The following is a 24,459-nucleotide window of genomic DNA, read 5'->3' on the forward strand; positions in this document are numbered from 1 at the left end:
CCCAAAAGTTAAGGGGTGATGAAAAATGCTGTTACCTTACGGCCAGCATCTGCCAAAAATCCACCCGTCCGTCTATGTGGCGGAGGGTGCCAAAATTGTCGGTGACGTTCAAATTGGTCAACAATCAAGCGTATGGTTTAACGCAGTGCTTCGTGGTGATATGGCACCCATCGTGATCGGAGACCGATGCAACATTCAGGATGGAGCGGTAGGACACGTAAATACGGACGAGCCGCTGATCCTGGCTGACGACGTCTCCGTCGGACATGCCGCCATCGTTCACGGCTGCACAATAGGCAAAGGTACATTAATCGGAATGGGGGCCATCGTACTGAACGGGGCCGAGATTGGTGAATATGCTTTAATAGGGGCAGGATCAATCGTTACTGAAAATAAAAAAATACCACCCTATACGCTTTCTCTGGGTTCGCCGGCGAGAGTGGTCCGTGAATTAACCGAGGAAGACTTGCGCAGAATGTATCGTACCACTCAAAACTATGTGGACAAGGGTAAAGAGTATAGGATGTTCTAATCAAAGGTTCGGAGGTGCATCCTAATGGATAAGATGAAAGCTACTTATGAAGTCATGTTGGGGCTGGCGGCTGAAATGGTATGGGACGAAGCGTTGCGAAAACACCGGAGCGAAGAGCTTTACCGCGAAATAGACAGGGCTCTGGCATCTGGAGACGAGGCGGCTTTCCGTGACCTGACGGATGAACTGAAGTTGCTTAATTAAATGGATAAATGAAAAGAAATGCAGACACCCATGCTGCATTTCTTTTTTGTTGGGATCGTCTGCGACAATGAATTTTACAAAATGCTGACACGGAAACAAGCATATTATAGAATGGAATGGTGAAAAATAATGGAAAGGGTGAACCCTTGAATGAAGTTCAGCGAAGTGGAAGAGGCAACCTGGAGTGAGCTCTCCCCCTATTTCGACACCTGCCTCATCCCTTACACCGGCCTGTCAGGCAAAGAGTCTCCTGTGGAAGCGACGGAGGCGCTGGCACGGCTGCGGGATTTTATGGACCTGGTTGAAATGCCGTTTAAAGGGAGGATCATTACATACCCGGCCGTACAATACGGCCAAGGAGAGGATCTGTCGTTATTGCAGGAAATATGTCGTAATGTGAAGGTGGCGGGATTTGCTTATGTCATCGTCATGTCGGCAGACATCGAGCTGATCCAATGTCAGGTTGAAGACTGTGATTTGCTTCTGTCCCAGAGGGTATTAAATGAAGAAACGGGTGGAGCAGGTATAGCAGGCCGGATTAAGGATAAAATACAGGAAATGTGGCAGCGAGGCAACAAAATGGAAATGTGACAGAAATTCAACAATTTAATTGGGTAAATCTTCTTCCGCCTCATAAAAGAGTTGGATATTCTTGACGGTCTTATAAGGCTAATATATTATTATTATGTCCTAGTAAGTCGTGTGATAATAATCATTGAAAGCACTTTAAGACTTGGTTGACAAAGGGGGTTGAAGACATTATGAGCAACCAAAATGAGCACCATGAACCATCTCACAAACCACCCGGTCGTAAAGAAATGTCCCGTCGACAATTTCTGACTTATACATTGGGCGGTGCCACTGCTTACATGGCAGCCGGTGCAGTCCTGCCGATGGTGCGTTTTGCTGTGGATCCGATCCTGCATAAAAAGGGCGAGGGAGAGTTCATTAAAGTTGTCGAAGAAAGCAAAATTACCGACGAGCCTCAAGAATTCTCTTTTGAGCTGAAACAGCAGGATGGATGGTATGCAAGCACTGCAACACTAACCGCTTGGATACGCAAGGATGAACAGGGGAAAATCTATGCGCTGTCCCCGATCTGTAAGCATTTGGGCTGTACGGTCGGCTGGAACAATGATAAAGGCTTCCCGGATGAATACCACTGCCCATGCCACGGGGCGCGTTATACCAAAGAAGGCAAGAACTTGGCTGTAGCGCCGAAGCCGCTCGACACTTACAAATTGAAAATTGAAAACGGTTGGATTTATTTGGGCAGTGTTGAGCCAAATACTGAAGTAAAATAGGAGGCGTAGATTCGGATGTTTAAGAATGTCTACAACTGGATTGATGAACGTCTTGATGTCACGCCGATTTGGAGAGACGTGGCGGACCATGAAGTGCCGGAGCACGTTAACCCGGCGCATCATTTCTCTGCGTTTGTATACTGTTTTGGCGGATTGACGTTTTTTATCACGGTCATCCAGATCCTGTCGGGGATGTTCCTGACCATGTATTACGTTCCGGACATCATTAACGCCTACGCCAGCGTTGAGTACCTCCAGACGAAAGTCGCTTTCGGGCAAATCGTCCGCGGTATGCACCACTGGGGGGCGAGCTTGGTTATCGTTATGATGTTCCTACATACCATGCGCGTATTCTTCACAGGTTCCTATAAGGCACCTCGTGAAATGAACTGGGTCGTGGGTATGCTGATATTCTTTATCATGCTGGGCTTGGGCCTGACAGGCTATCTCCTTCCATGGGATAACAAAGCCTACTTTGCAACAAAGGTTACGCTGGAAATTGCGAATTCCGTTCCATGGCTTGGGCCGATCATTAAGGAATTCCTGCAAGGCGGTACAATTGTAGGTGCCGAGACGTTAACGCGTTTCTTCGCACTTCACGTCTTTTTCCTCCCGGCCGTGTTGCTCATTCTTCTGGTCGGACATTTTATCATGATCCGCAGACAGGGCATCTCCGGTCCACTATAATAAGAAGGGAGGAATATCCATGGCACACGGTAACAATTCAAAAGAAAAAGTGGTATATGTTGGCGACTCGCGCGTCCGCAAAGGCAACGGGTTTATTACACCACCGGACTACACGTCGTATCCAGGCAAATCGGAAGCGTTTATCCCTAACTTTCTTTTGAAAGAATGGATGGTCGGTGTTGTCGTACTTGTCGGATTCCTGGTGCTCACCATTGCAGAACCGGCTCCACTGTGGTTCCCTGCGAACCCAAGTGCGTCCATTATCCCGATGCCTGACTGGTACTTCTTGTTCTTGTATCAATACCTGAAGCTGCCATATGCATCTGGTGATTATGTCGTGTTAGGCGTCATCGGGGTGAGTGGTGTCGCGTTTGGTTCGTTGCTATTGGCTCCGTTTCTGGATACAGGCAAAGAACGCCGCTTCTATCGTAGACCGATCGCATCCTCGCTCATGCTGCTGTCTTTGATTGCCTGCGTTTATTTAACAAACAGCGCATGGCACCATTACAAAGAAGAGATGGCTGCTACCGGTCAAATTCCGGAGAACATCCAGCGTGAAGAGAAAGCTGCCGAAAACAAAGCTAAAGGACTTCCGACGTCCAGCGCGACCCAGCAAAAAGAGATCGCGATCGTCGACAAAGAAGATCCGGCAATGGAATCTTATAAAAAAGCAGGCTGCATTACCTGCCACGCAGCAGATATGAAAGGCGCTGCAGGTCCGTCTCTCCGTGGAGTCGGCGACAAACATAACAAAGATGACATTCTGAAAATTATCAAAGAGGGCTATGAAGGGAAGATGCCTGCGATGTACGATTCGGCAATCGCTGCAGGCCTGACCGACAAAGACATCGATCATTTGGCAGAATGGCTTTCGAAGCAAAAGGCAGAGCAATAAGCGGCCATACTTATTCAGAAAACCTGATCGTATTTACGATCAGGTTTTTTTAAGAGATCAGAAAGTACGACTTTCGTGCATGAACTCAGATCAACAGCCCCGTATTGGGGGCAAAGGTATCGTGGGAGTACAAGGAGGGACAACGTGTCGATCGCTTATTTCTGGAGCCGTTCGCTGCTCGGAAACCGGGGGTTTTTATGGCTCCTGTTATGGTGCAACTTGCTGGGCACGGTATACGGTTATTACTGGTATGCCCAACAAATGGAATATACCGTAGCGAATAATCCTATTTGGCAGGTCATTTTCGTTCCGGACAGTCCGACGGCAAGCCTGTTTTTTACGATCGCAATATGGATGCTGCTGTATCCGCCAAAGACGAAGCTTGGCTGCGGATTCAGGCTGCTGATCGAGGCGCTGGCTGTCGTGACGTCGGTGAAGTACGGCATCTGGGCGGTGAGCATCATATTTGCCGGCTATGCTCAGGGTTCCGCGCTGGTATGGCAGGATTGGATGCTGGTCATCTCCCATTCGGCCATGGCCATCGAAGCGCTGCTGTACGTCCGCCTGTTCAAGCTAGGTGCAACCATGCTGATTCCGGCCGCGGCATGGACATTCCTGAACGATACGGTGGATTATACATATGGGGTCTTTCCGTGGCTGCCAGCTCAGTTGATGGATGATATCGCCAGCGTTCAATATTTTACATTCGGCTTGACGCTGTTCAGCGCGCTGCTGGCCTGGCTTGTCATAAGACAGGCTCGGCGCTGACAACAAGTTCAGTTCTATGGACATCCCTTCTGCCATACATATACGGTAGGAGGGATGTCCCATGTTACGTAGAGGCACGGCTGCCAGATGGAGCCTGGCGGTCATCATGGTGCTGCTTGGATTCAGCTGCAGTCTATCCTGGACGGCGGCGGAAGCCGCTGCTCTGTCGGCTGCGGGAGGTACGGGTAGTACAGGTGAGGCGACCAAACAGGCTGAGCAGCTGGATGTGCTGGCCGAGTCTGTATATCAGCATGTATTGGAAGGCAACATCAATCTCGTCCGGCAGGAAATTCTGCAGGCCAGCGATATATTTGAGCACTCTTCCTTCCAAGGTTTGACGAGCGTGGAAGGATTTCATGCCCTGTCGGAGAGCTTGGTGGAGATGAAGGAAGCGACGAATCAGGCGCAAATTCAACAGGAGCAGTGGCTGACCGCTTCGGCCAAATTCCGGTTGGCTGCCGACAGCTTAAGTCATCCCAAGCAGCCAATGTGGATGCAGTACTACAAGGTGCTCCGTGAGGATCTGAGCGAAATGAAGACCGGAGCGGCCGCTGCCGACTCCCGGGGGATGAAAGCAGCCTATGAGAGTCTGCAGAACCATTATGAGATTATCCGTCCGGCCGTGATCATCCAGCGCAAGCCGGAGGAAATTACGGCAGCGGATGCCTGGGTATCTTATGTTGGCGGCTTAATCCAGTCGTCCTCGTCCTCGGCAAGCGAAATTCAGGATGTCGTGACTTCCGGCGAGGAAGTGTTTAACGGCTTGTTCGGAAAAAAGAAGGACGACAACCCGGCCTTCGCCCCCATTGACGAGGTCAACGGATTGTGGCCTTGGACCTTCTGGGCAGGCTCGTTTATCATCCTTGTTCTGACCTACACCGGTTACCGGAAATATAGAGGAGAGCGGGACAGTTTCAAAAGCGTGAAGCCCAAAGAGCTGTAGTACACGGTCATGTGGGCCATATTCCCTTATATATTGGCAAAGCCCGCCAGCTTCAAGAGCCGGCGAGCTTTTTTTGTGCTTCCGATTATTCTTCCTTAAAACCTTCGCCATGAACGTCATGCACATCACTGATGATGACGAATGCCCGCGGGTCCACCGACTTCACGATATCGTTGAGCCTGCGGATTTCCTGCCGTCCGACGACGCAGTAGGCCATATGCTTGGCCTGCTTGGAATACGCGCCGATGGCCGGGATCAGCGTGACGCCGCGCTCCATTTCGATCGTGATTTGATCGGCGATTTCCTGGGCGTGATCGCTTATGATCGTAAAGGCTTTGGCCGCATAGGCACCTTCCTGGATAAAGTCGATCACCTTGGAGGCGATGAAGACGGCCACGAAGGTGTACAGGATCCGCTCTCTCGGGATGAAGAATAGGGAGGCTCCGATAATGATAATATCGATGACGAGGATGACCCGTCCCATGCTCCAGCCGAATCGCCGGTTGCAAATGCGCGCAACAATATCCGATCCGCCGGTTGTCCCGCCGAAGCGGAAAACGATGCCCAGTCCGGCTCCTAGGGTGACGCCTGCATACAAGGAAGCCAGTATGTAGTCTCTTTCCGTTTGAAACGGCGTAATCCACCCGGCATCAATCAGTTTTTCGATAAACCACAAAAAAAATGTCAGCGATGCGATTCCGACGCCCGTGTAGATCATCTGTCTGCCGCCAAGGATTTTCCAGCCGAGCAGAAAGAGCGGAATATTCAGCACCAGGGTCGACAAGGAAGGCGGAATGGAAAATGCATAATTCAGGAGGACCGTTACCCCGGTAACGCCCCCTTCCATCAGCTGGTTAGGGATAATGAAATAGAGCAGGCCGAAGGCATACACGGCGGAGCCCAAAATGATGGGCAGTACGAGCTTCAACTGAACAAACAACTTGGATGAACTCATGAAACCCCTCGCAATACCAGAAGTAGGAAGAATGGTTTTCTTCGCTCCATTCCATAGTATACCTTTTTCCCCGAGGATTAAAAAATATTTGTTTTCATTTCCGCTTTGCGATAACATATGGAGTAAACTAGCGTCCGGCGTGACCGGAAGCGCTGTACATACGAAAGAGGGGGGACGGTTCGGTATCATGGAGAAATCAATGGCAGAGATGCAGCGGGAAGTCGACCGGTACATCTCCCAGTTTAAAGAGGGATATTTCAGTCCGTTGTCGATGCTTGCAAGAATGTCCGAAGAGGTCGGCGAGCTGGCCCGTGAGGTGAACCACCAATTTGGGGAAAAGCCGAAGAAGCCTTCCGAAGCGGAAAATTCCATTGAGCTCGAGCTCGGAGATATATTGTTCATCACCATGTGTTTTGCGAATTCGCTTGGGATCGACCTGACGGAAGCGCATAACAAGGTCATGCACAAATTCAATACGCGCGACAAGGACCGGTGGACGAAAAAGGACACCGATTAGGCGGATTTAACATATGCTGTACGAAAACCGCCTGAACGGGGGGAGCAGCTATGCAGTCCGAATCTTTTGTCCAAAAGGCTTACCATTGTATTTTGCAAAACGATTTTGAAGAAGCACTTCATTGGTTTGAAGCAGCGATCGCCGAGAACCCCGAGGATGCAGAAATTCATTATAGATGCTCCGTGACCTATGCAAGAAGCAGCCGGCTGGATAAGGCCATGGAACGTGCGCTGGAAGCCTCCAGGCTCGCACCCGATAAGCCGGAATACGGTTTGTATGTTCAGCATTTGCAGGCGATGCGCATCGTGCAGGATGCGAAGAAGACGATCGATTCTCCCGAAGTAGCGCCTGCGAATCAATTGTATGAGACGGTATCTATTTTGAAGGAAGCGGTACGGCTCGACCCACTCTACGGGGAGGCGTATATTTGGCTTGCGCTCGCCTACAGCCAGCTGAACGAGCACGCGCTTGCCATATCGGCCATCAAGGAAGTCATCGCTCTTCACCCCCATGACCACGGCCTGCAGGAAATGCTGGAGCAGTTAAAAGGCCGGCTTAACTCGTATTTATACGATTCATCCACCTAAATAGAATGAACTAAAGAGTTTTTCTCATGTTATCTCTGGATCCCCGGACCATTTTCCGTGTCAGAAAAGGACTTTCTTTAGTTCATTCTATATAAATCTTGAGAAAGTGGGGAGCTTACACATGTCAATCATCAAAGTAGCCGTCGCAGGAGCAGCCGGCAGAATGGGCAAGGAAGTCGTCAAACTGGTACTCGAGGATCCCGATCTGGAGCTGGTTGCCGCTGTCGGACGGTCTGGAGAGGGGACGGACGCGGGCACTTTGGCCGGACTGCCGGAATGCGGCGTTAAGCTTACTTTCGATCTGGAGATGGCGCTGGTCGAAGGAAAACCGGACGTACTGGTGGACTTTACGACGCCGCAGTTCGCTTACCCCAATACGGCATTGGCCGTTGCCCATGGGGTTCGTCCTGTGATCGGCACGACGGGCTTCACCCCGGAACAAATCGAAGAGTTGGACAAGCAGTGCAAGGAGAAGGGCATCGGCGGTCTGATCGCTCCGAATTTTTCCATCGGGGCCATCCTGATGATGAAATTCGCGGCGCAGGCGGCCAAGTATTTCCCTCATCTCGAAATCATGGAATTCCATGGAGACCAGAAGCTGGACGCGCCTTCCGGCACGGCGATCAAAACGGCTGAGATGATTGCCCAGAACCGCCAGGAGATCCGCCAAGGCAATCCGAATGAGGAAGAGACGATTGAAGGCTCGCGCGGGGGATATTATAACGGATTTCGTATCCACAGCGTCCGTCTTCCGGGAGTATTCGCCCAGCAGGAGGTATTGTTCGGAGGCTTTGGCCAAACGCTGAAGATCCGTCATGATTCCTATGAGCGGGCCGGATACATGCCTGGCGTGAAAATGGCTGTTGAGAAGGTTATGACCTATGAGGGCATGGTTTACGGGTTTGACCATTTTATAGAGTAGTTCAGGAGGGGTTACAACATGCTAAAAATCGCATTCATCGCACATGACCGAAAAAAAGACGAGATGGTCAACTTTGTCACGGCTTATGAACATGTATTTGAGGGGAATCAGCTGTATTCCACAGGGACGACCGGACAGCGTATTATGGAGGGCACCAGCCTGAAAATCCACCGGTTCATGTCGGGTCCGCTCGGCGGGGACCAGCAGATCGGGGCACTCGTGGCCGAGAATGAGATGGACCTTATTATCTTTTTGCGGGATCCGCTTATGGCACAGCCTCACGAGCCGGACATCAATGCGCTGCTGCGTCTTTGCGACGTGCAGGGAATTCCGCTTGCGACCAACATCGCAACAGCCGAAATTTTGGTCAAAGCGCTGGACCGCGGGGATTTCGCCTGGCGCGAGCTGGTACATAAGTATAAGCCGGGTGCTGAAATATGAACGAACGGCTGGATATTCTGATTTTCGGCGCTCATGCGGACGATGCCGAAATCGGGATGGGCGGCACGATCATCAAGCATGTGCAGGCCGGGCTTAAGATAGGGATCTGCGACCTGACCTATGCGGAAATGTCCTCCAATGGGACGGTCGAGCGCAGAAAGCAGGAGGCGGCAGCCGCGGCTGGTGTGCTCGGTCTTTCCATGCGGAGCAGTCTTGGACTTCCCGACCGGGGACTGTTCATCACCCCGGAGCATGTGGAGGCCGTCACTGCGGAGATCCGCCGTCATGCGCCGAGGCTCGTTTTCGCTCCGTATTGGGAGGACCGCCATCCCGATCATGTTGCCTGCAGCAAGCTGGTGGAAGAAGCCGTATTTAACGCCAAGCTGCGCCGGTACATGCCGGACAAGCCGCCCGTTCAGGTGGAGCAGCTGTATTTTTACTTCATTAATGATATGGGCAGAGCCGATTTGATGGTGGATATTACCGCACAGCAGGAAATGAAGGAGCAGGCGCTCCTCTGCTACCGGTCGCAGTTTGAGATGACTCCGGTTGAAGGGGATACGGTTGTTACTCCTCTGAATCAGGGATATGTCGAACGCGTCAGATCCCGAGATCGGCTGACCGGCCAGCGCAGGCTCATTCCCTATGCGGAAGGTTTTGCGATCAAGTCGCCTTACGTTGTGGACATGTTTATTTCCGGTTCTCTATAATGACCGATAGACAGGACTGATTTCAAGCGCGAATCTTTATGCTTGATTTCAGTTCTGACTTTTTATAAGCTGAAAGCGCGCAAGAGAAATGCGCCGGTTCGAGCGGTTGTCTGCTGTAAATTATACGTCGCGAGACGTTTTTATTGTTCTCTGGGTACATAATATAGAGAATGCATGTGAAGAAGGGGGGACACGAAGCTTGGGTCAATCACTTAAAATTGGCATCACCTGCTATCCGTCGCTCGGAGGCTCAGGTGTAGTCGCGACCGAGCTCGGCAAGCTGCTGGCCGAAAAGGGCCACCAGGTTCATTTTATTGCCCACAGTATTCCATTCCGGCTTGGCGGGCAGTTTCATAAAAACATTTTTTATCATGAGGTTGAAGTCAGTGATTATTACGTATTCCGCTATCCTCCATATGACTTATCCCTAGCGACCAAAATGGCACAGGTGGCCAATATGCAGCAGCTGGATATTCTGCATGTCCACTACGCGGTTCCACACGCGGTCTGCGCCTTCTTGGCCAAGCAGATGGTAGGAAGCAACCTGAAGGTCGTCACGACGCTTCACGGTACGGATATTACGGTACTGGCCCAGGACGAATCACTGAAGGACCTGATTCGCCTGGCGATTAACGAAAGCGATGCGGTCACCGCGGTTTCCGGCGACTTGATCCGGGAAACCCGCGAAGTTCTGGACATCAGCCGCGATATCGATCTGACATACAATTTTGTGGATAAGCGAATCTATTATCCGCGCGATACGACGTCGCTCCGCGGTGATTTTGCCGAACCGAATGAGAAAATTCTGATGCATATTTCCAATTTCCGTCCGGTCAAACGGGTCGGAGACGTCGTGGATATCTTTGCCAAGGTCAACGAACGGATACCTTCCAAGCTGTTGTTTGTCGGGGAAGGTCCAGAGCTGCCGAAGGTCCAATGCAAGATCAAGGAGCTCGGACTGGAGCACAAAGTTCATTTTTTGGGCAAACAGGACGAGATCGCCCAGGTCATCTCATTGGCTGACGTGCTTTTGCTCCCATCGGAAAAAGAAAGCTTCGGCCTGGTCGCGCTGGAAGCTATGGCATGCGGCGTTCCGACGGTGGGATCGCTGGCGGGAGGAATTCCCGAGCTGGTCGTTCACGGCGAGACCGGATTCCTGTCGCCGATCGGAGACACGGACCAGATGGCCGCCCAGGTGCTTCGGCTGCTGTCGGACAGCGACCTTGCCGCGCGGTTCCGGGAAGCTTGCCTGACCCGGGCATGCAGGGAATTTTCCGACGCATTGATCACACGCAAGTATGAACAGATCTATTATCGCGTTCTCGGACGCGAGGTGCCCCAGCTGGATGCGGTATGCAGATAAGAGGTAGACAATAGGGGGTCATGGAAGGCTATGAAATGGAAGCAGGCGGATGCCGGGATGGCCGGCTGCGCCGAGCAGGTGCTGTCTGTCCTCGAAGCGCATGGGCATGAAGCCTATTGGGTCGGCGGATGTGTGCGTGACGAACTGATGGGCCGGCCGGTCAACGATATGGATATCACGACTTCGGCGCGCCCCGATGAAGTAACCGGGCTCTTCGAACGGACGGTCCCGACGGGTATTGAGCACGGTACTATCACGGTTTTGGTCGGAAATTACGCATTCGAGGTTACGACATACCGGGTGGAAGGATCTTATGAGAATCACCGCCGGCCAGCCGAAGTGGCTTTTGTGCGTGATCTGACCGAGGATTTGCGCCGCCGTGATTTTACGATGAATGCCATTGCCTGTGACCTGCAGGGCCGGATTGTTGACCCTTACCATGGTGCCGACGACATTCGGGAAGGCGTTATTCGCTGCGTAGGAGCGGCGCGCGTCCGGTTCCAGGAAGATGCCCTACGTATGGTGCGCTGTATCCGCTTTGCCTCGGTATTCGGCTACCGGATTGCTTTTAACACCTGGAAGGGCCTTCTGGAAGAGAAAAGCGGAATCCAGTATATTGCGCTGGAGCGGATTCGGGCGGAACTGGACAAAATGATGGAAGGCCCCCATCCTTTTCTTGGTCTGAACCTTCTGGGGCGGAGCCGATTGCTGGAAAAAGCAAGGGTGCCGGTTACATATACGCCTTCGGTCCGCTTGCTGTCCAGGATCGACGACATTCCGTCTTCGGAGGCGGCTGTCAGATGGGCACTGCTTATGAAGGCCTGCGGCTTATCCGGGCAGGAAGCCGGAAACCTGATGCGCCAGTATACGTTTTCCAACGATGCCCGTGAGAGGGTTGAGGCACAGCTGGATTTGGACGAAAAGGTAAAGGGTATAAACGGCGAGGCCAATCTCAGGGAGCAGTGGGTAGGGCTGGTGCTGAAGTATGGTCAGGAATCTGCACGGCGCTGGCTCCTGCTCTGCTCCGTGCTGCCTCAGGAGAGCAGGAATACGGCAGCAGATGAGCTGCTGGCCCATGGGCAGGAATGGATGGACGAAATGAACATTTTCCGCCTGCACGACCTCGAGATCAGCGGCTCCGATGTGATCGCGATTTCGGGCAAGAAAGGCGGACCTTGGGTGGGAGAACTGCTTAAGCATTTGCTGTTTAAAGCGGCGGCAGGCCATCTACCCAATACGAAATTGGATTTGACTGAAGAAATGAGACGGGTGATGGTTACCGATGAAAAAGTCTGAGACCCTTTTGGATATACTGCTGAATACGGATGAATTTGTTTCGGGCGAGGAGATCAGCCGGCGGCTGTCGGTCAGCAGAACTGCGGTTTGGAAACAGATCAACAAGCTCCGTGAGGCAGGTTACGAGTTTGAGGCGGTTCCCCATAAAGGCTATCGGATTGTCAGCAAGCCGGATTTGCTGGACCAGCTGGAGCTGACGCAGCGGATGCAGTCCAAGGTGATGGGATCGCAGCTGAAAATTTTGGGAACGACGGTTTCGACACAGGAAGAAGCGAAAGCGCTGGCCGAGGAGGGGGCCCCTGAAGGCACCCTGGTCATTGCCGAAGAACAAACCGGCGGCAAGGGAAGATTGGGCCGTAAATGGTTTTCACCTTACGGTAAAGGCATCTGGATGAGTCTGGTGCTCCGGCCCGAGCAGCCACTTCATTACACGCCCCAGCTTACGCTCCTGACCGGAGTGGCGGTGTGCCGGGCGGTGCGTAAGGTGACCGGCGTCATGGCCGGCCTGAAGTGGCCGAACGACCTGTTGGTTGACGGTAAAAAGATATGCGGCATTATACTGGAGTCGGCGGCTGAGGACGAGCATGTCCGGTACTGCATTGCCGGCATCGGGATCAGCGCCAATCTGGACCGTGACGATTATCCGGAAGAATTGTCCGGGATCGGAACTTCCCTGAAAATCGAGGCGGGTGAGCCGGTCGACCGGATGTCCCTTATCGCTTCGGTGATGGAGGAGTTTGAAATGCTGTACGAGCTGTACCGCAATGACGGATTTCAGCCGATCGCCTCGTTGTGGGAGGCGCTGTCGGTAACGATGGGCAAACGCGTGTCGATTTACACATCGCGCGGGGAAATCGAAGGTATGGCCGACGGGCTGGATGCAAGCGGTGCGCTTCGGGTTCGAACCGACTCTGGCGAGCAGATTCCTGTTTTTTCCGGAGATGTCGAACTTAGACGATGAAAATTTGTTGAACTTTTGGTATACTTACATGTAGAGGCGGTATCGGCGGATGATCGAACTGCACTCTGCATGTTTTTGTTAGAAGAACACCCTCATAACTGCAAATGGAATATTGCCGTTACGTTGGATTCTGCTCTGAGCCGGAAGGACCGAGACAGAAGGGACGATCGCAAGTGACCCTTTACGCCCTTTCGGACCTTTTTAGTGATTCACTAAAAGGTTTTTTTGTTTTTTTATCCTATTCTCACATCAATCGAAAGGGGAACAAGCACAATGGCAAACAAACAACCACTGAATATTGTGAAGATGAAAAAGATGAAGGCGGATGGCGTTCCGCTCACGATGGTCACTGCATATGACTATCCTTCGGCCAGCTTGGCGGAGGAAGCCGGCGTGGACATGATCCTGGTCGGTGATTCGCTTGGAAACGTGGTGCTCGGTTATGATTCCACGCTTCCGGTGACGATCGATGACATGGTGTACCATACGAGATCGGTCGTCAGAGGAGCCGGGCATACATTTATCGTGGCCGATATGCCGTTTATGACGTATCACGGAAGCATCGACAGCACGCTGGTCAACGTCAAGCGTCTGATGCAGGACGGTCATGCCCATGCGGTGAAGATGGAAGGCGGACGCGAAATCTGCGCCGCGGTGGAAACGATCGTCAAAGCAGGCGTTCCCGTGCTCGGCCACATCGGTTTGACACCGCAGTCGGTCAACCAAATTGGCGGGTACCGCATTCAGGGAAAAGACCAAGCGGATGCCGCCAGATTGCTGGAAGATGCGAAGGCGCTCGAAAAAGCAGGAGCCTTCGGCGTCGTGCTTGAACTCGTGACGGAGGAAGTGGCCCGCTATATTTCCGAGCAGCTGTCGATTCCGACCATCGGTATTGGTGCCGGGCGTTATGTCGACGGTCAGGTGCTTGTTTTCCATGATTTGTTTAAGTATGCATCCCCGTATCGCGACAAGCGTTTTGTCAAAACCTATGGTGACATCGGTACAATCGTCCGCGACGGGATCAGCCAATACGTTCATGACGTGAAGAGCCGCTCTTTTCCGGATGAAACCCACGTATTTACGGCAGACGACCAGGTTGTCGAGAACTTGTACGGCAAAGGAAAGGAGAAGGTGGGGCACTCATGAAAGCTGTAAGAACGATTGAGGAACTGCGCAGCAGTATACGGGCGCTACACATAGATTTGGGACCGGACGCCACGATCGGCCTGGTTCCAACGATGGGATATCTGCATGAGGGGCACGCCAGCTTAATCCGTCGTGCCCGCGAAGATAACGGTATCGTCGTTGTCAGTATTTTCGTCAACCCGATCCAGTTTGGGCCGGGCGAGGACTACGAAACATACCCGCGTGACGAGGCAAGAGATCTGGCGCTGGCCGAAGCGGAAGGAGCGGATCTGGTATTCCTTCCGTCGGTGGAAACGATGTATCCGCAGCCGACCAAGACCAAAATTATGGTGTCGGATATTACGACCCGCCTGTGCGGCGCCTCCCGTCCGGGACATTTTGACGGTGTGACGACGGTGGTTAGCAAGCTGTTCAACATTGTTCGGCCCGATAAAGGTTATTTTGGCATGAAGGACGTACAGCAGGTCGCCGTGCTCCAGCAGATGGTACAGGATCTCAACATGAACGTAGAGATCGTTCCCTGCCCGATTGTGCGGGAGGAGGACGGCTTGGCTTTAAGTTCGCGCAACGTTTACCTGAGCGAAGAGGAACGTCGGCAGGCTCTCGTGCTGTCTCGCTCTCTGCGCGAAGCGGAGGACGCTGTGAGACAGGGGGCGGCAGTAACCGCCGGTGACATTCGAAACCTGTTGCAGGGCGTTATCAGCCAGTCTCCGCTGGCGGACATCGAGTACGCCGAGGTCGTTTCGTTCCCTTCGCTCCTGCCGTATCCCGAGGACGGAGAAATCAGCCGGAAGGACGAGGCCGTTCTGTTGGCTCTTGCCGTCCGTTTCGGACGGACGCGCCTGATCGATAACCGTTTGTTCAACCCTAAGGAGGCGTATTGACCGATGTACAGAACGATGATGAAATCCAAGATCCACCGTGCGACCGTCACCGAAGCCAATTTGAATTATGTGGGAAGCATAACGATAGATGAAGATTTGATGGAAGCCGCCGACCTTTTGGAGAACGAAAAGGTACAGGTGGTGGACAACAACAACGGGGCACGGCTTGAAACCTATGTCATTCCCGGTCCACGCGGCAGCGGCGTCATCTGTTTGAACGGGGCGGCAGCCCGTATGGTCCAGCCTGGCGACACTGTCATTATTATATCCTATGCCGTCATGTCCGATGAGGAAATCAAAAACCACCAGCCGACGGTAGTTTTTGTGAACGAATCCAACAAGCCGATGAACACGATGAACAAAGAGGTTCACGCCACGATCATTTAAAAATCCAGCCTGTGTGTGCGAGGGAATATGAGACAAGGAATGGCAACCCGTAATGGGAATGAAAAAGCTCCGGTTAACAAAAAATGAGTTCAGGTGACCGCACTGATTTCATTTTTGTTTAAGGTGGGATGCAGCCATGTTTCAGCATGTATTCGCGGAAATGAACAACATGTTAGACGAAATCGTGAAACATTACCCCACAGCGCAGGAGGCCCAGAAGCATCAGCTGATCCAAAAGTGGAATTTGCTCAAAACGATGAGCGACGGCATCATAGAAGAATGGTTATCTTTTGAAGAGAAAATGGGCGCTTTCCGGGAGCAGGCCAAGATCGCGCCTGTGTTACCGCAGCACGAAACGCCCGAGGTCGAGATGGATTCCTTTATCCGGGGGCAGGGATATTTCAAGCTGCTCATGTACAGGCAGGCGGCCCAGCAATTTGCTCAGGTGATCCTCGAATTCCCCGACAGCTTTTTGGCCCGGATGTACCTGGCCATGGCGTATTTGCATCTGGAGGAGCCGGCGGAAGCGCGCCATCATTTCCAGTGGATTTTGCCGCTTGCTCAGCATCCCAAGCTGAAGGCGATGATCCTGAATGCGCTTGGCTGCGTGGAAGCGATGCAGGGGGAACCTGGCAAGGCTCAGGATTATTTTACCTTGGCGCTTTCGCATGATCCTTCGTTCCCGGATCCGCTTATGAATTTGCAGGTTTGCCAGCAACAGTGCGGTCAGCTTCAGTATGGAAGCCAGTTAATATCGCTGATGTAATGGATGTGAGGAGACGATACCCGCTGCTGCGAAAGCGCCGGGTGTCGTCTTTTTCTATAAAAACGGAAGTTCAAGTTTTTCCTTCCTTGAATTTTCAAATGTGAAATCTTCTGTTATGCTGTTAAGGAGACTGGACGAAAGGATTTAGGAATCATGAAATTTGCCGTACTTGACTTCGAAACGACAGGCAACCAGTCCGCAGATGAAATCATTCAAGTTGGACTTGCCATTATAGAAGAGGATGGGACGATTTCAAAGGTGTATGGCTCTTATGTCAACCCGGGCATCGAAATCCCTCCGTTTATTACGGGACTTACCGGCATTACGAATGAGGATGTAGCCGGTGCTCCTGCCCTGGAAGAAATGATGATGGAGCTTGTGCCGCTGCTCGACGACGTGGTCCTGGTGGGGCATAATGTGGCTTTTGATTTTAATTTTTTGCAAAACGCACTTGACCGGTGCGGTTATTTGCCGTTCTCGGGACGCATTATGGACACGCTCGATTTGCTCAAAATATGCTTTCCTTCACTAACCTCTTACCAGCTGGGCATGGTGACCGGCCACTTCGGGCTTCAGCATGACCGGCCGCATCAGGCCGACAGCGACGCTTTGGCAACGGCTTACGTGCTGCTGAAGTGCCTGGATGAGCTGAACAGCCTGCCTTTGATTACGCTGCAGCGGCTGGCCGAGCTGTTTGCCGATGAAGACAGCGATCTCGGCTGGTATTTCGACGGTCTTTGCCAGGAGAAGGAGCGAGAACCCGCCCAGGACTTGAACAGCCATACCTTCTACCGCCAGCTGGCGCTTAAGGTCGAAGATTGGACCGAGATGGCGCCTCCGCGCGATGACGTGGACGACAATCCGCTCAAAGGTGTTGAGTTCAAGGAATATTTGGGCGAAATCGAAAAGCGGCTGCGCGATATTATGCCTCATTACGAGGAACGCGAGCCGCAGACGATCATGTTTGGCGCCGTTATGAATGCGCTGGATCAAGATAAGCATCTGCTGATCGAAGCCGGGACCGGGACGGGGAAGTCGCTCGGCTACCTGATCCCCTCGATTTATCAGAGCGTAAAGCAGGACCAGAAGGTAATGGTCAGTACGCATACGATCAACTTGCAGGAGCAGCTCCGGGAGAGGGATATCCCTCTGCTGACGCAGGTCGTGCCGTTCCCTTTTAAAGCAGCCGTGTTTAAGGGCAGACAGCACTATTTGTGTTTGAGAAAATTTGAACATAAAATAAACAGAAGAGACTTTATCAATCCGAAGGAAGACACCATCACAGCCGCACAGATGATCGTCTGGCTGGCCCAGACCGAATCGGGAGACGACGAGGAGCTGAGCCTCGGCGGCCGTGCGGGAGACTTCTGGGAGACCGTAAGCAGCGATTCGGACTCCTGTCTGGGCCGTTCCTGCCCTTGGTTCCGGAAATGCTATTACCACCGGGCCAAGCATGAAGCCGGAATCGCGGATGTCGTCATAACGAATCATTCCAAGCTGTTTACGGACGTCAAGGCAGGCCATCAGCTGCTGCCTTCCTACGAACGGCTCGTGATCGACGAGGCCCATCACCTGGAAGACGTTGCCGGCAAGCATCTTGGACTTCATATGAAGTACTTTACCGTCGTCCATACGCTGACCCGGCTCTATAAGGACAGCCGGAGCGGACAGCTGCCGGCGCTGCGCCAGCTGCTGCATTCTTCGGCCTTTGAGCGGGCCGGTGAATGGATCGCTGTCATCGACCGGATGAGCGAGGATTTGGTCGATGTCAAAGAGCACTGGGACAAGCTGAGCGAAATGCTGTTCGGCCTGCTCCCGGAGCGGAGCGACGCTGCTCCTGGGGATGGCGGCCAGTACACACTGCGCCTGCAACCAGGGAAGAAGCCGAAAGAGTGGGAAACGCTGGCGGCGATCGAAAACCAGATCTTTGTAAAGGTTGGGGAAATCGTCCGCAAAGGCGAGAAGATGCTGGCCGAATACAAGGAGGAGCAGGATGATTACGGTTCCGACAGCCTGATTACCGATCTCGGCGGGCTGCTCAAGGACCTCAGCTCGGAGCGGGAGAATCTCCGGTTCTTCATGACGCTGAACGATGAAACCGTCGTGTACTGGATGGAAGCGAGCGGTCAATTCCGCAGCAAATCGCTTCAGCTGTACGCCGTTCCCGTAGACGTCAGCAAGCAGCTCAAGGAACTGTTTTTTGACAAGAAAAAAAGCGTCATACTGACGTCCGCTACCTTATCTGTAGATAAATCGTTCCAGTATATGATCGATAACCTGGGGCTGCAGGAAGACCAGGACAGCGGGCGTCTCGTGACGGTCCTGCTTCCATCCCCGTTCCGGTACAGGGATCAAGCGCTGCTCGTCATCCCACGGGATTTTCCAAGTGTGAAGGGGAGCGTAGGTGATGCCCGTTTCGTTGAAACGCTGGCCCGCTCGCTGGCGGACGCCGCGATTGCGACCCACGGCCGGATGTTGGTGCTGTTCACCTCGTACCGGATGCTGCGCCAGGTATACGAGCCGCTGAAAGAAGCCTTGTCGCTAAGCGACATCGCCGTAATCGGACAGGGCGTGGACAGCGGCAGCCGCACGAAGCTGATCCGGCGGTTTACGGACAGCAGCGCATCGGTGCTCCTCGGGACGAGCAGCTTCTGGGAAGGCGTAGACATTCCTGGTGAAGCACTGACCTGCCTAGCCATCGTGCGGCTCCCGTTCCAGCCTCCGAACCATCCGCTGGTGGAAGCGAAGAGCGAGCTGCTGCAGCGCCAGAAGAAGAACCCGTTCATGAAGCTGTCGGTCCCGCAGGCCGTCATCCGCTTCAAGCAGGGCTTCGGACGGCTGGTCCGCACCGCCAATGACCGGGGCATCGTCATCGTATACGATACACGCGTCATTGAATCGTATTATGGGAAATACTTCCTGTACTCGCTGCCTGGCCCGAAAATGGAGCATATGCAGACAGACCAGATGGTTCCGCGCATCTCTGAATGGCTTCATCAGGATGGTGTGTCTTAAATGATTTCATTAGATAGAATGAACTAAAGCGGTTAGAACAGGAAGTTCAATGCAAAACTTTAGTTCAATCAATATAACCAAACGATAAATATTCAAGCCGTTCAATAGGGGGAACATGCATGAAATCGGAGAAAATATCCGAGGCGGTTGTCCGCAGATTGCCTATATATCTTAGATATCTAAATGAGCTGAACAAGCGGGAGGTGGCTACGGTCTCCTCCCAGGAGCTCGGGCAGAAGCTGGATCTCAACCCGGCGCAAATCCGCAAGGATTTGGCGTATTTCGGGGATTTTGGCCGTAAAGGGATAGGGTACGACGTTTCCTATCTCATCGAGAAGATCCGTCAAATTCTGAATTTGGACCAGCAGATCAACGCGGTCCTGGTCGGAGCGGGGAATCTTGGTCAAGCTTTGTCCAACTATAACCTTTACCTGAAGGAAAATATAAAGATCGTGGCCGTGTTTGACGCCAATCCGTCCAAAATCGGCACGCGGATCAACACCTTGACGGTACAGGCCATGGATGAGCTGAAAGAAACGATACAAAGCAGAAATATCCGGATCGGGATCATTACCGTCCCGGATTTCGAAGCGCAAAACGTCGCAGACCAGCTGATTGCGTCCGGCATTGAGGCGATTCTGAACTTTGCGCCGACCATTTTGAAGGCGCCGGCAAACATCCGGATCCATGCCGCCGATTTTACGACGGATTTGCTCAGCCTGGCTTATTATTTGAATAACGGAAAGGACGACACGGAAGATGACGGACAATTTGAAGAGCTCCAATAGCGCCACCCCAAAATGGGTAATCAAGAACGGCAGCTTTGCCGTTTTGCGGCCGGAGCAGCCCGTTTTGCACGGCTACATGGTGATTGAGGGAGACCGCATCACCTACATAGGCGAAGAGGAGCCGCAGTTGGAGGAAGGCGTTCAGGTCGTCGACGGCACGCATTTATTTTTCATGCCGGGGCTGATCAATACCCATGGACATACCGCCATGTCGCTTCTACGCGGTTACGGAGACGATATGGTGCTCCAGGAATGGCTGCAGGAGAAAATGTGGCCGATGGAAGCGAAATTCACGTCCAGCGACGTCTACTGGGGGACGTCGCTGTCGGTGCTTGAAATGCTGAAGGGCGGTACGACGACGTTCCTCGATATGTACGATCATATGGATCAGGTGGGCAAAGTGGTGGCTGAATCCGGCATGCGCGCCGCGCTGACCCGCGGCGTCATCGGTCTGTGCCCGGAAGATGTACAGCGGCACAAGCTGAACGAAGCCATCCAGTTCGCCAAGGACTGGCATGGTCAAGCGGACGGCCGAATCACGGCGATGATTTCTCCGCATGCGCCGTACACCTGCCCTCCCGATTTTATCGAGAAGTTCGTTCAGGCGGCTCATGACCTGGATCTGCCGATGCATACGCACATGTCGGAAACCAAGGCGGAAGTGGAGCAGAACATACGTGATTACGGCACGCGTCCGGCGGTTCATTTGGAGAAGCTGGGCATGTTCTCACGTCCGACGATTCTGGCCCATGCGGTGCATTTGACGGACGAGGAAATCGACATTTTGGCGAAGCATCACGTGACGGTATCTCACAACCCGGGCAGCAATCTGAAGCTGGCGAGCGGTGTGGCCCGCGTCACCGACATGATGCAGGCGGGCATTACGGTATCCCTGGGAACCGACAGTGCGGCGAGCAACAACAACCTGGACATGTTTGAAGAAATGCGCCTGGCCGCTTTGATACATAAAGGCGTCTCGGGAGACCCGACAGCGATTCCCGCGGCGGAAGCGCTGCGAATGGGCACCATCTACGGAGCCCAATCCATATTCCTGAAGGATGTCGGCGCGCTTGAACCCGGCATGAAAGCGGATTTTGTCGCGGTGAACACCGATCAGGCACATTTCCTGCCGCGCACGGATTTCATATCTCATGTCATTTATTCGGCCAGTGCCAAGGACGTCGAGCACGTCTGGGTAGACGGGAAGCAGGTCGTAAAGCACGGCAGCTGTCTCACCCTGGACGAGGAGCGGATCCGCAGGGAAGCCCAAGCGGCTTTTGAAGGTCTTCTCTCCCGGTAAAACGGGATGATTACCTCATGTTTTAGAAAGGAAGTTCAGGTTGAAGAACAAGAAAAGATGGATCTTTCTCGGCATTGTCGCCCTGCTGCTGATCATTTTCGGCGCTTACCGTTATTTTATTTACGTGCTGCAGGATCAATGGAGTGAAAAGGACACCGCTATTGCCAAGGCGAAGCAGGAGGCAGGAATCGTGTCTGCCGCCGATGCCCAAAAGTCGGTATGGGATCAGAACAGCATCTACTGGGTTGTGGAAGGGACAAACAAGTCCGGCCAGGAGGTTATGGTCTGGGTACAGTTTACCGATCAGGGAAAGCCAAAAGAAGGCCAGAATACGATACATCAAGAGCTCTTGAGCAGCGGTATGTCCAAAGAGAAAATGAAAGCCAAAATCAAAAGCTCCATCCCCGGTATTAACGATATGCGTCTCGTACCGGGTGTCTATAACGGAGAATACGTATGGCAGCTGTTCTACAAAGTGAAGGATCACTATTACTATCAATTTTACCGGTTCAGCGACGGGACGGAAATCGGCAGTCCGTTCACACTGCCCAATCGGTAACTTGCAAGATGCGGCCATAGCATGCAGAAAAGAACCCCATTCTTAAAATGGGGTTCTTTGGTTTGAAAAGGATAATATTTAAAATATATTCACACATTACCTTCGATTTAGTATATACAATGTGATATACTTTTATTTGTATTAAAGAGATATATATGACGAACAGCCCGGATTGTACTATAATTAGAGGATAGCGTTTTTCACAAAGATTCAGAAGCCCGCTTCAGTTTGGAAGATGATTTCTGCTCTTTACAGAAAAACATTTTATAGAAGTGCGGTCAGACGCGTGTTTTGAACGACGAGGTTCTTTCGCTTTGCGCTTAGCGCAAAAACAATTCGATGAATCGCGAAGAACAGAAGCCGGGTGACCGACTATGGACTTTAACCGCCTACGAAATATTACTTTTCATATCGATTGATAGCTTTTTTTGCTTTACATTTCGAAAGGGGGACATCTAGTGAAATTGCGTCCATTGCCTATTATTTTAACTGTTGTGATAGCGGCTGCTGTACTGTTTGGCGGCTGGTTCTTTTATCGGCAAACGACCCTGCAGGGTCCGCTGCAAAAAATCGTCAGCAATTATCAGGGCGTGAATAACGCACATTTTAATATTACCCGCGATCAGGTGGATTTGAAACTCGATTTGAAGCCAAACGTGAATTTGGCCGATTTGGCAGATAAAATTTCCACTGAGGGCAAATCTGTTGTCGGCACCCGGACGCTGAAGTTCGATTTTGTGGATCATTCATCGGACAAGCTGAACCAGTATTGGGATAAAGCGATGTTCTCCGTCGCAGAAGCGATGGAAAACAAGCGATATACGGAAATTCCGGTGAAGCTGCAAGATTTGGCCAAGGGTTCCGGAATTCAAACGAAAGCCGAAATGGACATGAAAAATGTATATATTACGCTGACTGACGGCAGCTCAAGCAAGTTTCTTGTTCTGCCCCGTGATCCCGGCAAGATGGGAGTGTGGGAATAATGCCTAGATTGCTGAAGGAAGTGCTGATCGGATTTGTGCCGGTATTATTCATTTTTCTGGCCTTCATAGGGGTCAACATCGTTCCTCTCATTATTGCCGGCCTGATGATCGGCGGACTGCTGTTTATGACCAACATGAGAGGCGGCCTGACGGTTGGCGCCGCATCGGAACGCAAGCGTAAAAAGGGCGGGCCGAAGAAGCTGACTTTTGAAGAAATCGGCGGCCAGGAAAATGCCAAGCAGGAGCTGCGCGAAGCTCTGGACTTTCTGATCCGTCATGATGAAATTCAGAAGCTCGGCATCCGCCCATTGAAGGGGATTCTGCTGACAGGCCCTCCCGGAACAGGGAAGACGCTGATGGCCAAGGCCGCCGCTCATTACACAGATTCGGTATTCGTTGCCGCATCCGGCAGTGAGTTTGTGGAAATGTACGTCGGCGTCGGCGCGGGGCGCGTCCGGGATTTGTTCCGTGATGCGAGAAACCGGGCGGCCAAGGAAAACAAGCAGAGCGCGATCATCTTCATCGATGAGATCGACGTCATCGGGGGCAAGCGCGAAGGCGGACAGCAGCGCGAATACGACCAGACGCTGAATCAGCTGCTGACCGAGATGGACGGCATCTATTCGTCGGACAGCCCGAGAATCCTTCTGATTGCGGCGACCAACCGCAAGGAAATGCTGGACAGCGCGCTGCTTCGTCCGGGGCGGTTCGATCGGCATATCCAGGTGGACCTGCCTGACAAGAAGGGGCGTAAGCACATCCTGGAGCTGCATGCGAAGAACAAGCCGCTGAATAAGGAAGTCAGCCTCGATAAAATTGCCGAGGAATCTTACGGCTTTTCCGGCGCCCAATTGGAGAGCGTTATGAACGAAGCCGCGATCTATACGATGCGCGAAGGTCTGAAAGAGATCGAGCAGCGTCATCTGTCCATGTCCATCGACAAGGTGATGATGGGTGAGCGCACTGACCGCGAATCGACGATCGAAGAGAAGAAACGCGTTGCCATCCATGAGCTTGGACATGCCATCATGGCAGAGCTGGTGCGTCCGGGCAGTGTCAGCCAAGTGGCCCTCAGCCCTCGCGGCAAGGCGCTCGGTTATGTGCGCCATAACCCGCAGTCGGAGCAGTACCTGTATACGAAATCGTTCCTGGAAGAGCAGATCATGATCGCTCTCGGCGGCGCGGCGTCGGAGGAAATTTTCTACGGCGGACGCAGTACCGGTTCGAGTAACGACTTTGAACAGGCGCTCGACATCGTCAAGACGATGATGAGATCCGGCCTTACCTCGCTGGGCATCGTGAACATGGATATGGTTACGACCGAAGAGCTGATGAAGGTGAACAATGAGATTCTGGAGGATCTGATGGGCAGAACCCGGAGCCTTCTGGAGCGGCACCGGATTATTTTCGACAAATCACTGGATATTTTGCTGGCAGAAGAGACGCTGTCCGGCGAACAATTCCGCAAGCTGTTTCATGAGTTTTCGCTGCTGCCAGCCTGATGTGCTGGCTCTTTTTTTTACTTTTTTTTAATGCTGCGTTATTA

27 protein-coding genes are annotated in these 24,459 nt (G+C 52.5%); 26 read left to right on the forward strand and 1 reads right to left on the reverse strand.

What is annotated here, in order from left to right:
- The first annotated feature begins 25 nt into the window (after positions 1 to 25).
- The 8 genes from CJP46_RS14235 (at position 26) to CJP46_RS14270 (ending at position 5,333) form a co-directional block, all read left to right on the forward strand.
- On the forward strand, positions 26 to 532 hold the full coding sequence (locus CJP46_RS14235) for a gamma carbonic anhydrase family protein (protein WP_094596276.1): 507 nt from the start codon (positions 26 to 28) through the stop codon (positions 530 to 532).
- A 24-nt stretch (positions 533 to 556) separates the two neighbouring features.
- The gene (locus CJP46_RS14240) at positions 557 to 736 is read left to right on the forward strand and encodes an IDEAL domain-containing protein (protein WP_094596277.1); all 180 of its coding nucleotides are present in this window, start codon (positions 557 to 559) and stop codon (positions 734 to 736) included.
- A 150-nt stretch (positions 737 to 886) separates the two neighbouring features.
- On the forward strand, positions 887 to 1,327 hold the full coding sequence (locus CJP46_RS14245; protein WP_094596278.1) for a DUF2487 family protein: 441 nt from the start codon (positions 887 to 889) through the stop codon (positions 1,325 to 1,327).
- Between the two features lie 170 nt (positions 1,328 to 1,497).
- Complete coding sequence (locus CJP46_RS14250; protein WP_179281170.1) at positions 1,498 to 2,040, forward strand: Rieske (2Fe-2S) protein; 543 nt, start codon at positions 1,498 to 1,500, stop codon at positions 2,038 to 2,040.
- A 15-nt stretch (positions 2,041 to 2,055) separates the two neighbouring features.
- The gene (gene qcrB, locus CJP46_RS14255) at positions 2,056 to 2,727 is read left to right on the forward strand and encodes a menaquinol-cytochrome c reductase cytochrome b subunit (RefSeq protein ID WP_076170115.1); all 672 of its coding nucleotides are present in this window, start codon (positions 2,056 to 2,058) and stop codon (positions 2,725 to 2,727) included.
- 19 nt (positions 2,728 to 2,746) lie between these two features.
- Positions 2,747 to 3,622, forward strand: a complete 876-nt coding sequence (locus CJP46_RS14260) for a menaquinol-cytochrome c reductase cytochrome b/c subunit (protein ID WP_094596279.1) — start codon at positions 2,747 to 2,749, stop codon at positions 3,620 to 3,622.
- Between the two features lie 144 nt (positions 3,623 to 3,766).
- Positions 3,767 to 4,390 (forward strand): DUF1405 domain-containing protein, encoded by a 624-nt coding sequence (locus tag CJP46_RS14265; RefSeq protein WP_094596280.1) that lies wholly within the window; start codon positions 3,767 to 3,769, stop codon positions 4,388 to 4,390.
- Positions 4,391 to 4,451: 61 nt separating this feature from the next.
- On the forward strand, positions 4,452 to 5,333 hold the full coding sequence (locus tag CJP46_RS14270; RefSeq protein ID WP_094596281.1) for a sporulation protein YpjB: 882 nt from the start codon (positions 4,452 to 4,454) through the stop codon (positions 5,331 to 5,333).
- An 85-nt stretch (positions 5,334 to 5,418) separates the two neighbouring features.
- On the opposite strand, the gene CJP46_RS14275 is transcribed toward CJP46_RS14270, so the two are convergent.
- Positions 5,419 to 6,288: a YitT family protein gene (locus CJP46_RS14275; RefSeq protein WP_094596282.1), complete on the reverse strand. Its 870-nt coding sequence runs from the start codon at positions 6,286 to 6,288 to the stop codon at positions 5,419 to 5,421.
- A 187-nt stretch (positions 6,289 to 6,475) separates the two neighbouring features.
- Here CJP46_RS14275 and CJP46_RS14280 point away from each other — a divergent pair, with 187 nt between their 5' ends.
- The 18 genes from CJP46_RS14280 (at position 6,476) to CJP46_RS14365 (ending at position 24,415) form a co-directional block, all read left to right on the forward strand.
- Positions 6,476 to 6,805 carry a nucleotide pyrophosphohydrolase gene (locus CJP46_RS14280; protein WP_094596283.1) on the forward strand — a complete coding sequence of 110 codons (330 nt, stop codon included), beginning with the start codon at positions 6,476 to 6,478 and terminating at the stop codon, positions 6,803 to 6,805.
- A gap of 50 nt (positions 6,806 to 6,855) precedes the next feature.
- Positions 6,856 to 7,392 carry a tetratricopeptide repeat protein gene (locus CJP46_RS14285; protein WP_094596284.1) on the forward strand — a complete coding sequence of 179 codons (537 nt, stop codon included), beginning with the start codon at positions 6,856 to 6,858 and terminating at the stop codon, positions 7,390 to 7,392.
- A gap of 121 nt (positions 7,393 to 7,513) precedes the next feature.
- Entirely contained in the window at positions 7,514 to 8,314 is an 801-nt protein-coding gene (gene dapB / locus CJP46_RS14290) for a 4-hydroxy-tetrahydrodipicolinate reductase (RefSeq protein ID WP_094596285.1), read from the forward strand.
- Between the two features lie 18 nt (positions 8,315 to 8,332).
- Positions 8,333 to 8,755 (forward strand): methylglyoxal synthase, encoded by a 423-nt coding sequence (gene mgsA / locus CJP46_RS14295; RefSeq protein WP_094596286.1) that lies wholly within the window; start codon positions 8,333 to 8,335, stop codon positions 8,753 to 8,755.
- Positions 8,752 to 9,465: a bacillithiol biosynthesis deacetylase BshB1 gene (bshB1, locus tag CJP46_RS14300; protein WP_094596287.1), complete on the forward strand. Its 714-nt coding sequence runs from the start codon at positions 8,752 to 8,754 to the stop codon at positions 9,463 to 9,465. The genes mgsA and bshB1 overlap by 4 nt, the downstream gene beginning before the upstream one ends.
- Before the next feature lie 199 nt (positions 9,466 to 9,664).
- Positions 9,665 to 10,828, forward strand: a complete 1,164-nt coding sequence (gene bshA / locus CJP46_RS14305; RefSeq protein ID WP_179281171.1) for an N-acetyl-alpha-D-glucosaminyl L-malate synthase BshA — start codon at positions 9,665 to 9,667, stop codon at positions 10,826 to 10,828.
- 30 nt (positions 10,829 to 10,858) lie between these two features.
- Positions 10,859 to 12,124, forward strand: a complete 1,266-nt coding sequence (locus tag CJP46_RS14310; RefSeq protein WP_094596289.1) for a CCA tRNA nucleotidyltransferase — start codon at positions 10,859 to 10,861, stop codon at positions 12,122 to 12,124.
- Complete coding sequence (locus CJP46_RS14315) at positions 12,111 to 13,085, forward strand: biotin--[acetyl-CoA-carboxylase] ligase (RefSeq protein ID WP_094596290.1); 975 nt, start codon at positions 12,111 to 12,113, stop codon at positions 13,083 to 13,085. Before CJP46_RS14310 ends, CJP46_RS14315 begins: the two co-directional genes overlap by 14 nt.
- 273 nt (positions 13,086 to 13,358) lie before the next feature.
- Positions 13,359 to 14,231, forward strand: a complete 873-nt coding sequence (gene panB, locus CJP46_RS14320) for a 3-methyl-2-oxobutanoate hydroxymethyltransferase (RefSeq protein WP_094596291.1) — start codon at positions 13,359 to 13,361, stop codon at positions 14,229 to 14,231.
- Positions 14,228 to 15,115: a pantoate--beta-alanine ligase gene (gene panC, locus CJP46_RS14325; protein WP_094596292.1), complete on the forward strand. Its 888-nt coding sequence runs from the start codon at positions 14,228 to 14,230 to the stop codon at positions 15,113 to 15,115. The genes panB and panC overlap by 4 nt, the downstream gene beginning before the upstream one ends.
- A gap of 3 nt (positions 15,116 to 15,118) precedes the next feature.
- Positions 15,119 to 15,502, forward strand: a complete 384-nt coding sequence (gene panD, locus CJP46_RS14330) for an aspartate 1-decarboxylase (RefSeq protein ID WP_094596293.1) — start codon at positions 15,119 to 15,121, stop codon at positions 15,500 to 15,502.
- 136 nt (positions 15,503 to 15,638) lie between these two features.
- Complete coding sequence (locus tag CJP46_RS14335) at positions 15,639 to 16,268, forward strand: tetratricopeptide repeat protein (protein ID WP_094596294.1); 630 nt, start codon at positions 15,639 to 15,641, stop codon at positions 16,266 to 16,268.
- A gap of 153 nt (positions 16,269 to 16,421) precedes the next feature.
- Positions 16,422 to 19,283, forward strand: coding sequence for an ATP-dependent DNA helicase DinG (gene dinG, locus CJP46_RS14340; protein WP_094596295.1), 2,862 nt, complete (start codon positions 16,422 to 16,424; stop codon positions 19,281 to 19,283).
- Between the two features lie 119 nt (positions 19,284 to 19,402).
- Positions 19,403 to 20,071, forward strand: a complete 669-nt coding sequence (locus CJP46_RS14345) for a redox-sensing transcriptional repressor Rex (RefSeq protein WP_094596296.1) — start codon at positions 19,403 to 19,405, stop codon at positions 20,069 to 20,071.
- Positions 20,043 to 21,371, forward strand: a complete 1,329-nt coding sequence (locus CJP46_RS14350; protein ID WP_094596297.1) for an amidohydrolase — start codon at positions 20,043 to 20,045, stop codon at positions 21,369 to 21,371. The genes CJP46_RS14345 and CJP46_RS14350 overlap by 29 nt, the downstream gene beginning before the upstream one ends.
- Before the next feature lie 40 nt (positions 21,372 to 21,411).
- Entirely contained in the window at positions 21,412 to 21,930 is a 519-nt protein-coding gene (locus CJP46_RS14355) for a cell wall elongation regulator TseB-like domain-containing protein (protein WP_094596298.1), read from the forward strand.
- A gap of 458 nt (positions 21,931 to 22,388) precedes the next feature.
- Positions 22,389 to 22,913, forward strand: coding sequence for a hypothetical protein (locus tag CJP46_RS14360; RefSeq protein WP_094596299.1), 525 nt, complete (start codon positions 22,389 to 22,391; stop codon positions 22,911 to 22,913).
- Positions 22,913 to 24,415 (forward strand): AAA family ATPase, encoded by a 1,503-nt coding sequence (locus CJP46_RS14365; protein WP_094596300.1) that lies wholly within the window; start codon positions 22,913 to 22,915, stop codon positions 24,413 to 24,415. Before CJP46_RS14360 ends, CJP46_RS14365 begins: the two co-directional genes overlap by 1 nt.
- Positions 24,416 to 24,459: the final 44 nt, after the last annotated feature.

Source organism: Paenibacillus sp. XY044 (assembly GCF_002257645.1).
Lineage (GTDB): Bacteria > Bacillota > Bacilli > Paenibacillales > Paenibacillaceae > Paenibacillus_AQ.

Coding starts and splice junctions, on each gene's coding strand:
- panC (WP_094596292.1), top strand. CDS start 14,228: ATGAAAGCTGTAAGAACGATTGAGGAACTGCGCAGCAGTATACGGGCG.
- CJP46_RS14285 (WP_094596284.1), top strand. CDS start 6,856: ATGCAGTCCGAATCTTTTGTCCAAAAGGCTTACCATTGTATTTTGCAA.
- bshB1 (WP_094596287.1), top strand. CDS start 8,752: ATGAACGAACGGCTGGATATTCTGATTTTCGGCGCTCATGCGGACGAT.
- CJP46_RS14260 (WP_094596279.1), top strand. CDS start 2,747: ATGGCACACGGTAACAATTCAAAAGAAAAAGTGGTATATGTTGGCGAC.
- panD (WP_094596293.1), top strand. CDS start 15,119: ATGTACAGAACGATGATGAAATCCAAGATCCACCGTGCGACCGTCACC.
- panB (WP_094596291.1), top strand. CDS start 13,359: ATGGCAAACAAACAACCACTGAATATTGTGAAGATGAAAAAGATGAAG.
- CJP46_RS14245 (WP_094596278.1), top strand. CDS start 887: ATGAAGTTCAGCGAAGTGGAAGAGGCAACCTGGAGTGAGCTCTCCCCC.
- CJP46_RS14335 (WP_094596294.1), top strand. CDS start 15,639: ATGTTTCAGCATGTATTCGCGGAAATGAACAACATGTTAGACGAAATC.
- CJP46_RS14235 (WP_094596276.1), top strand. CDS start 26: ATGCTGTTACCTTACGGCCAGCATCTGCCAAAAATCCACCCGTCCGTC.
- dinG (WP_094596295.1), top strand. CDS start 16,422: ATGAAATTTGCCGTACTTGACTTCGAAACGACAGGCAACCAGTCCGCA.
- CJP46_RS14310 (WP_094596289.1), top strand. CDS start 10,859: ATGAAATGGAAGCAGGCGGATGCCGGGATGGCCGGCTGCGCCGAGCAG.
- CJP46_RS14275 (WP_094596282.1), bottom strand. CDS start 6,288: ATGAGTTCATCCAAGTTGTTTGTTCAGTTGAAGCTCGTACTGCCCATC.
- CJP46_RS14315 (WP_094596290.1), top strand. CDS start 12,111: ATGAAAAAGTCTGAGACCCTTTTGGATATACTGCTGAATACGGATGAA.
- CJP46_RS14280 (WP_094596283.1), top strand. CDS start 6,476: ATGGAGAAATCAATGGCAGAGATGCAGCGGGAAGTCGACCGGTACATC.
- CJP46_RS14240 (WP_094596277.1), top strand. CDS start 557: ATGGATAAGATGAAAGCTACTTATGAAGTCATGTTGGGGCTGGCGGCT.
- qcrB (WP_076170115.1), top strand. CDS start 2,056: ATGTTTAAGAATGTCTACAACTGGATTGATGAACGTCTTGATGTCACG.
- CJP46_RS14365 (WP_094596300.1), top strand. CDS start 22,913: ATGCCTAGATTGCTGAAGGAAGTGCTGATCGGATTTGTGCCGGTATTA.
- mgsA (WP_094596286.1), top strand. CDS start 8,333: ATGCTAAAAATCGCATTCATCGCACATGACCGAAAAAAAGACGAGATG.
- CJP46_RS14345 (WP_094596296.1), top strand. CDS start 19,403: ATGAAATCGGAGAAAATATCCGAGGCGGTTGTCCGCAGATTGCCTATA.
- CJP46_RS14350 (WP_094596297.1), top strand. CDS start 20,043: ATGACGGACAATTTGAAGAGCTCCAATAGCGCCACCCCAAAATGGGTA.
- dapB (WP_094596285.1), top strand. CDS start 7,514: ATGTCAATCATCAAAGTAGCCGTCGCAGGAGCAGCCGGCAGAATGGGC.
- CJP46_RS14250 (WP_179281170.1), top strand. CDS start 1,498: ATGAGCAACCAAAATGAGCACCATGAACCATCTCACAAACCACCCGGT.
- CJP46_RS14270 (WP_094596281.1), top strand. CDS start 4,452: ATGTTACGTAGAGGCACGGCTGCCAGATGGAGCCTGGCGGTCATCATG.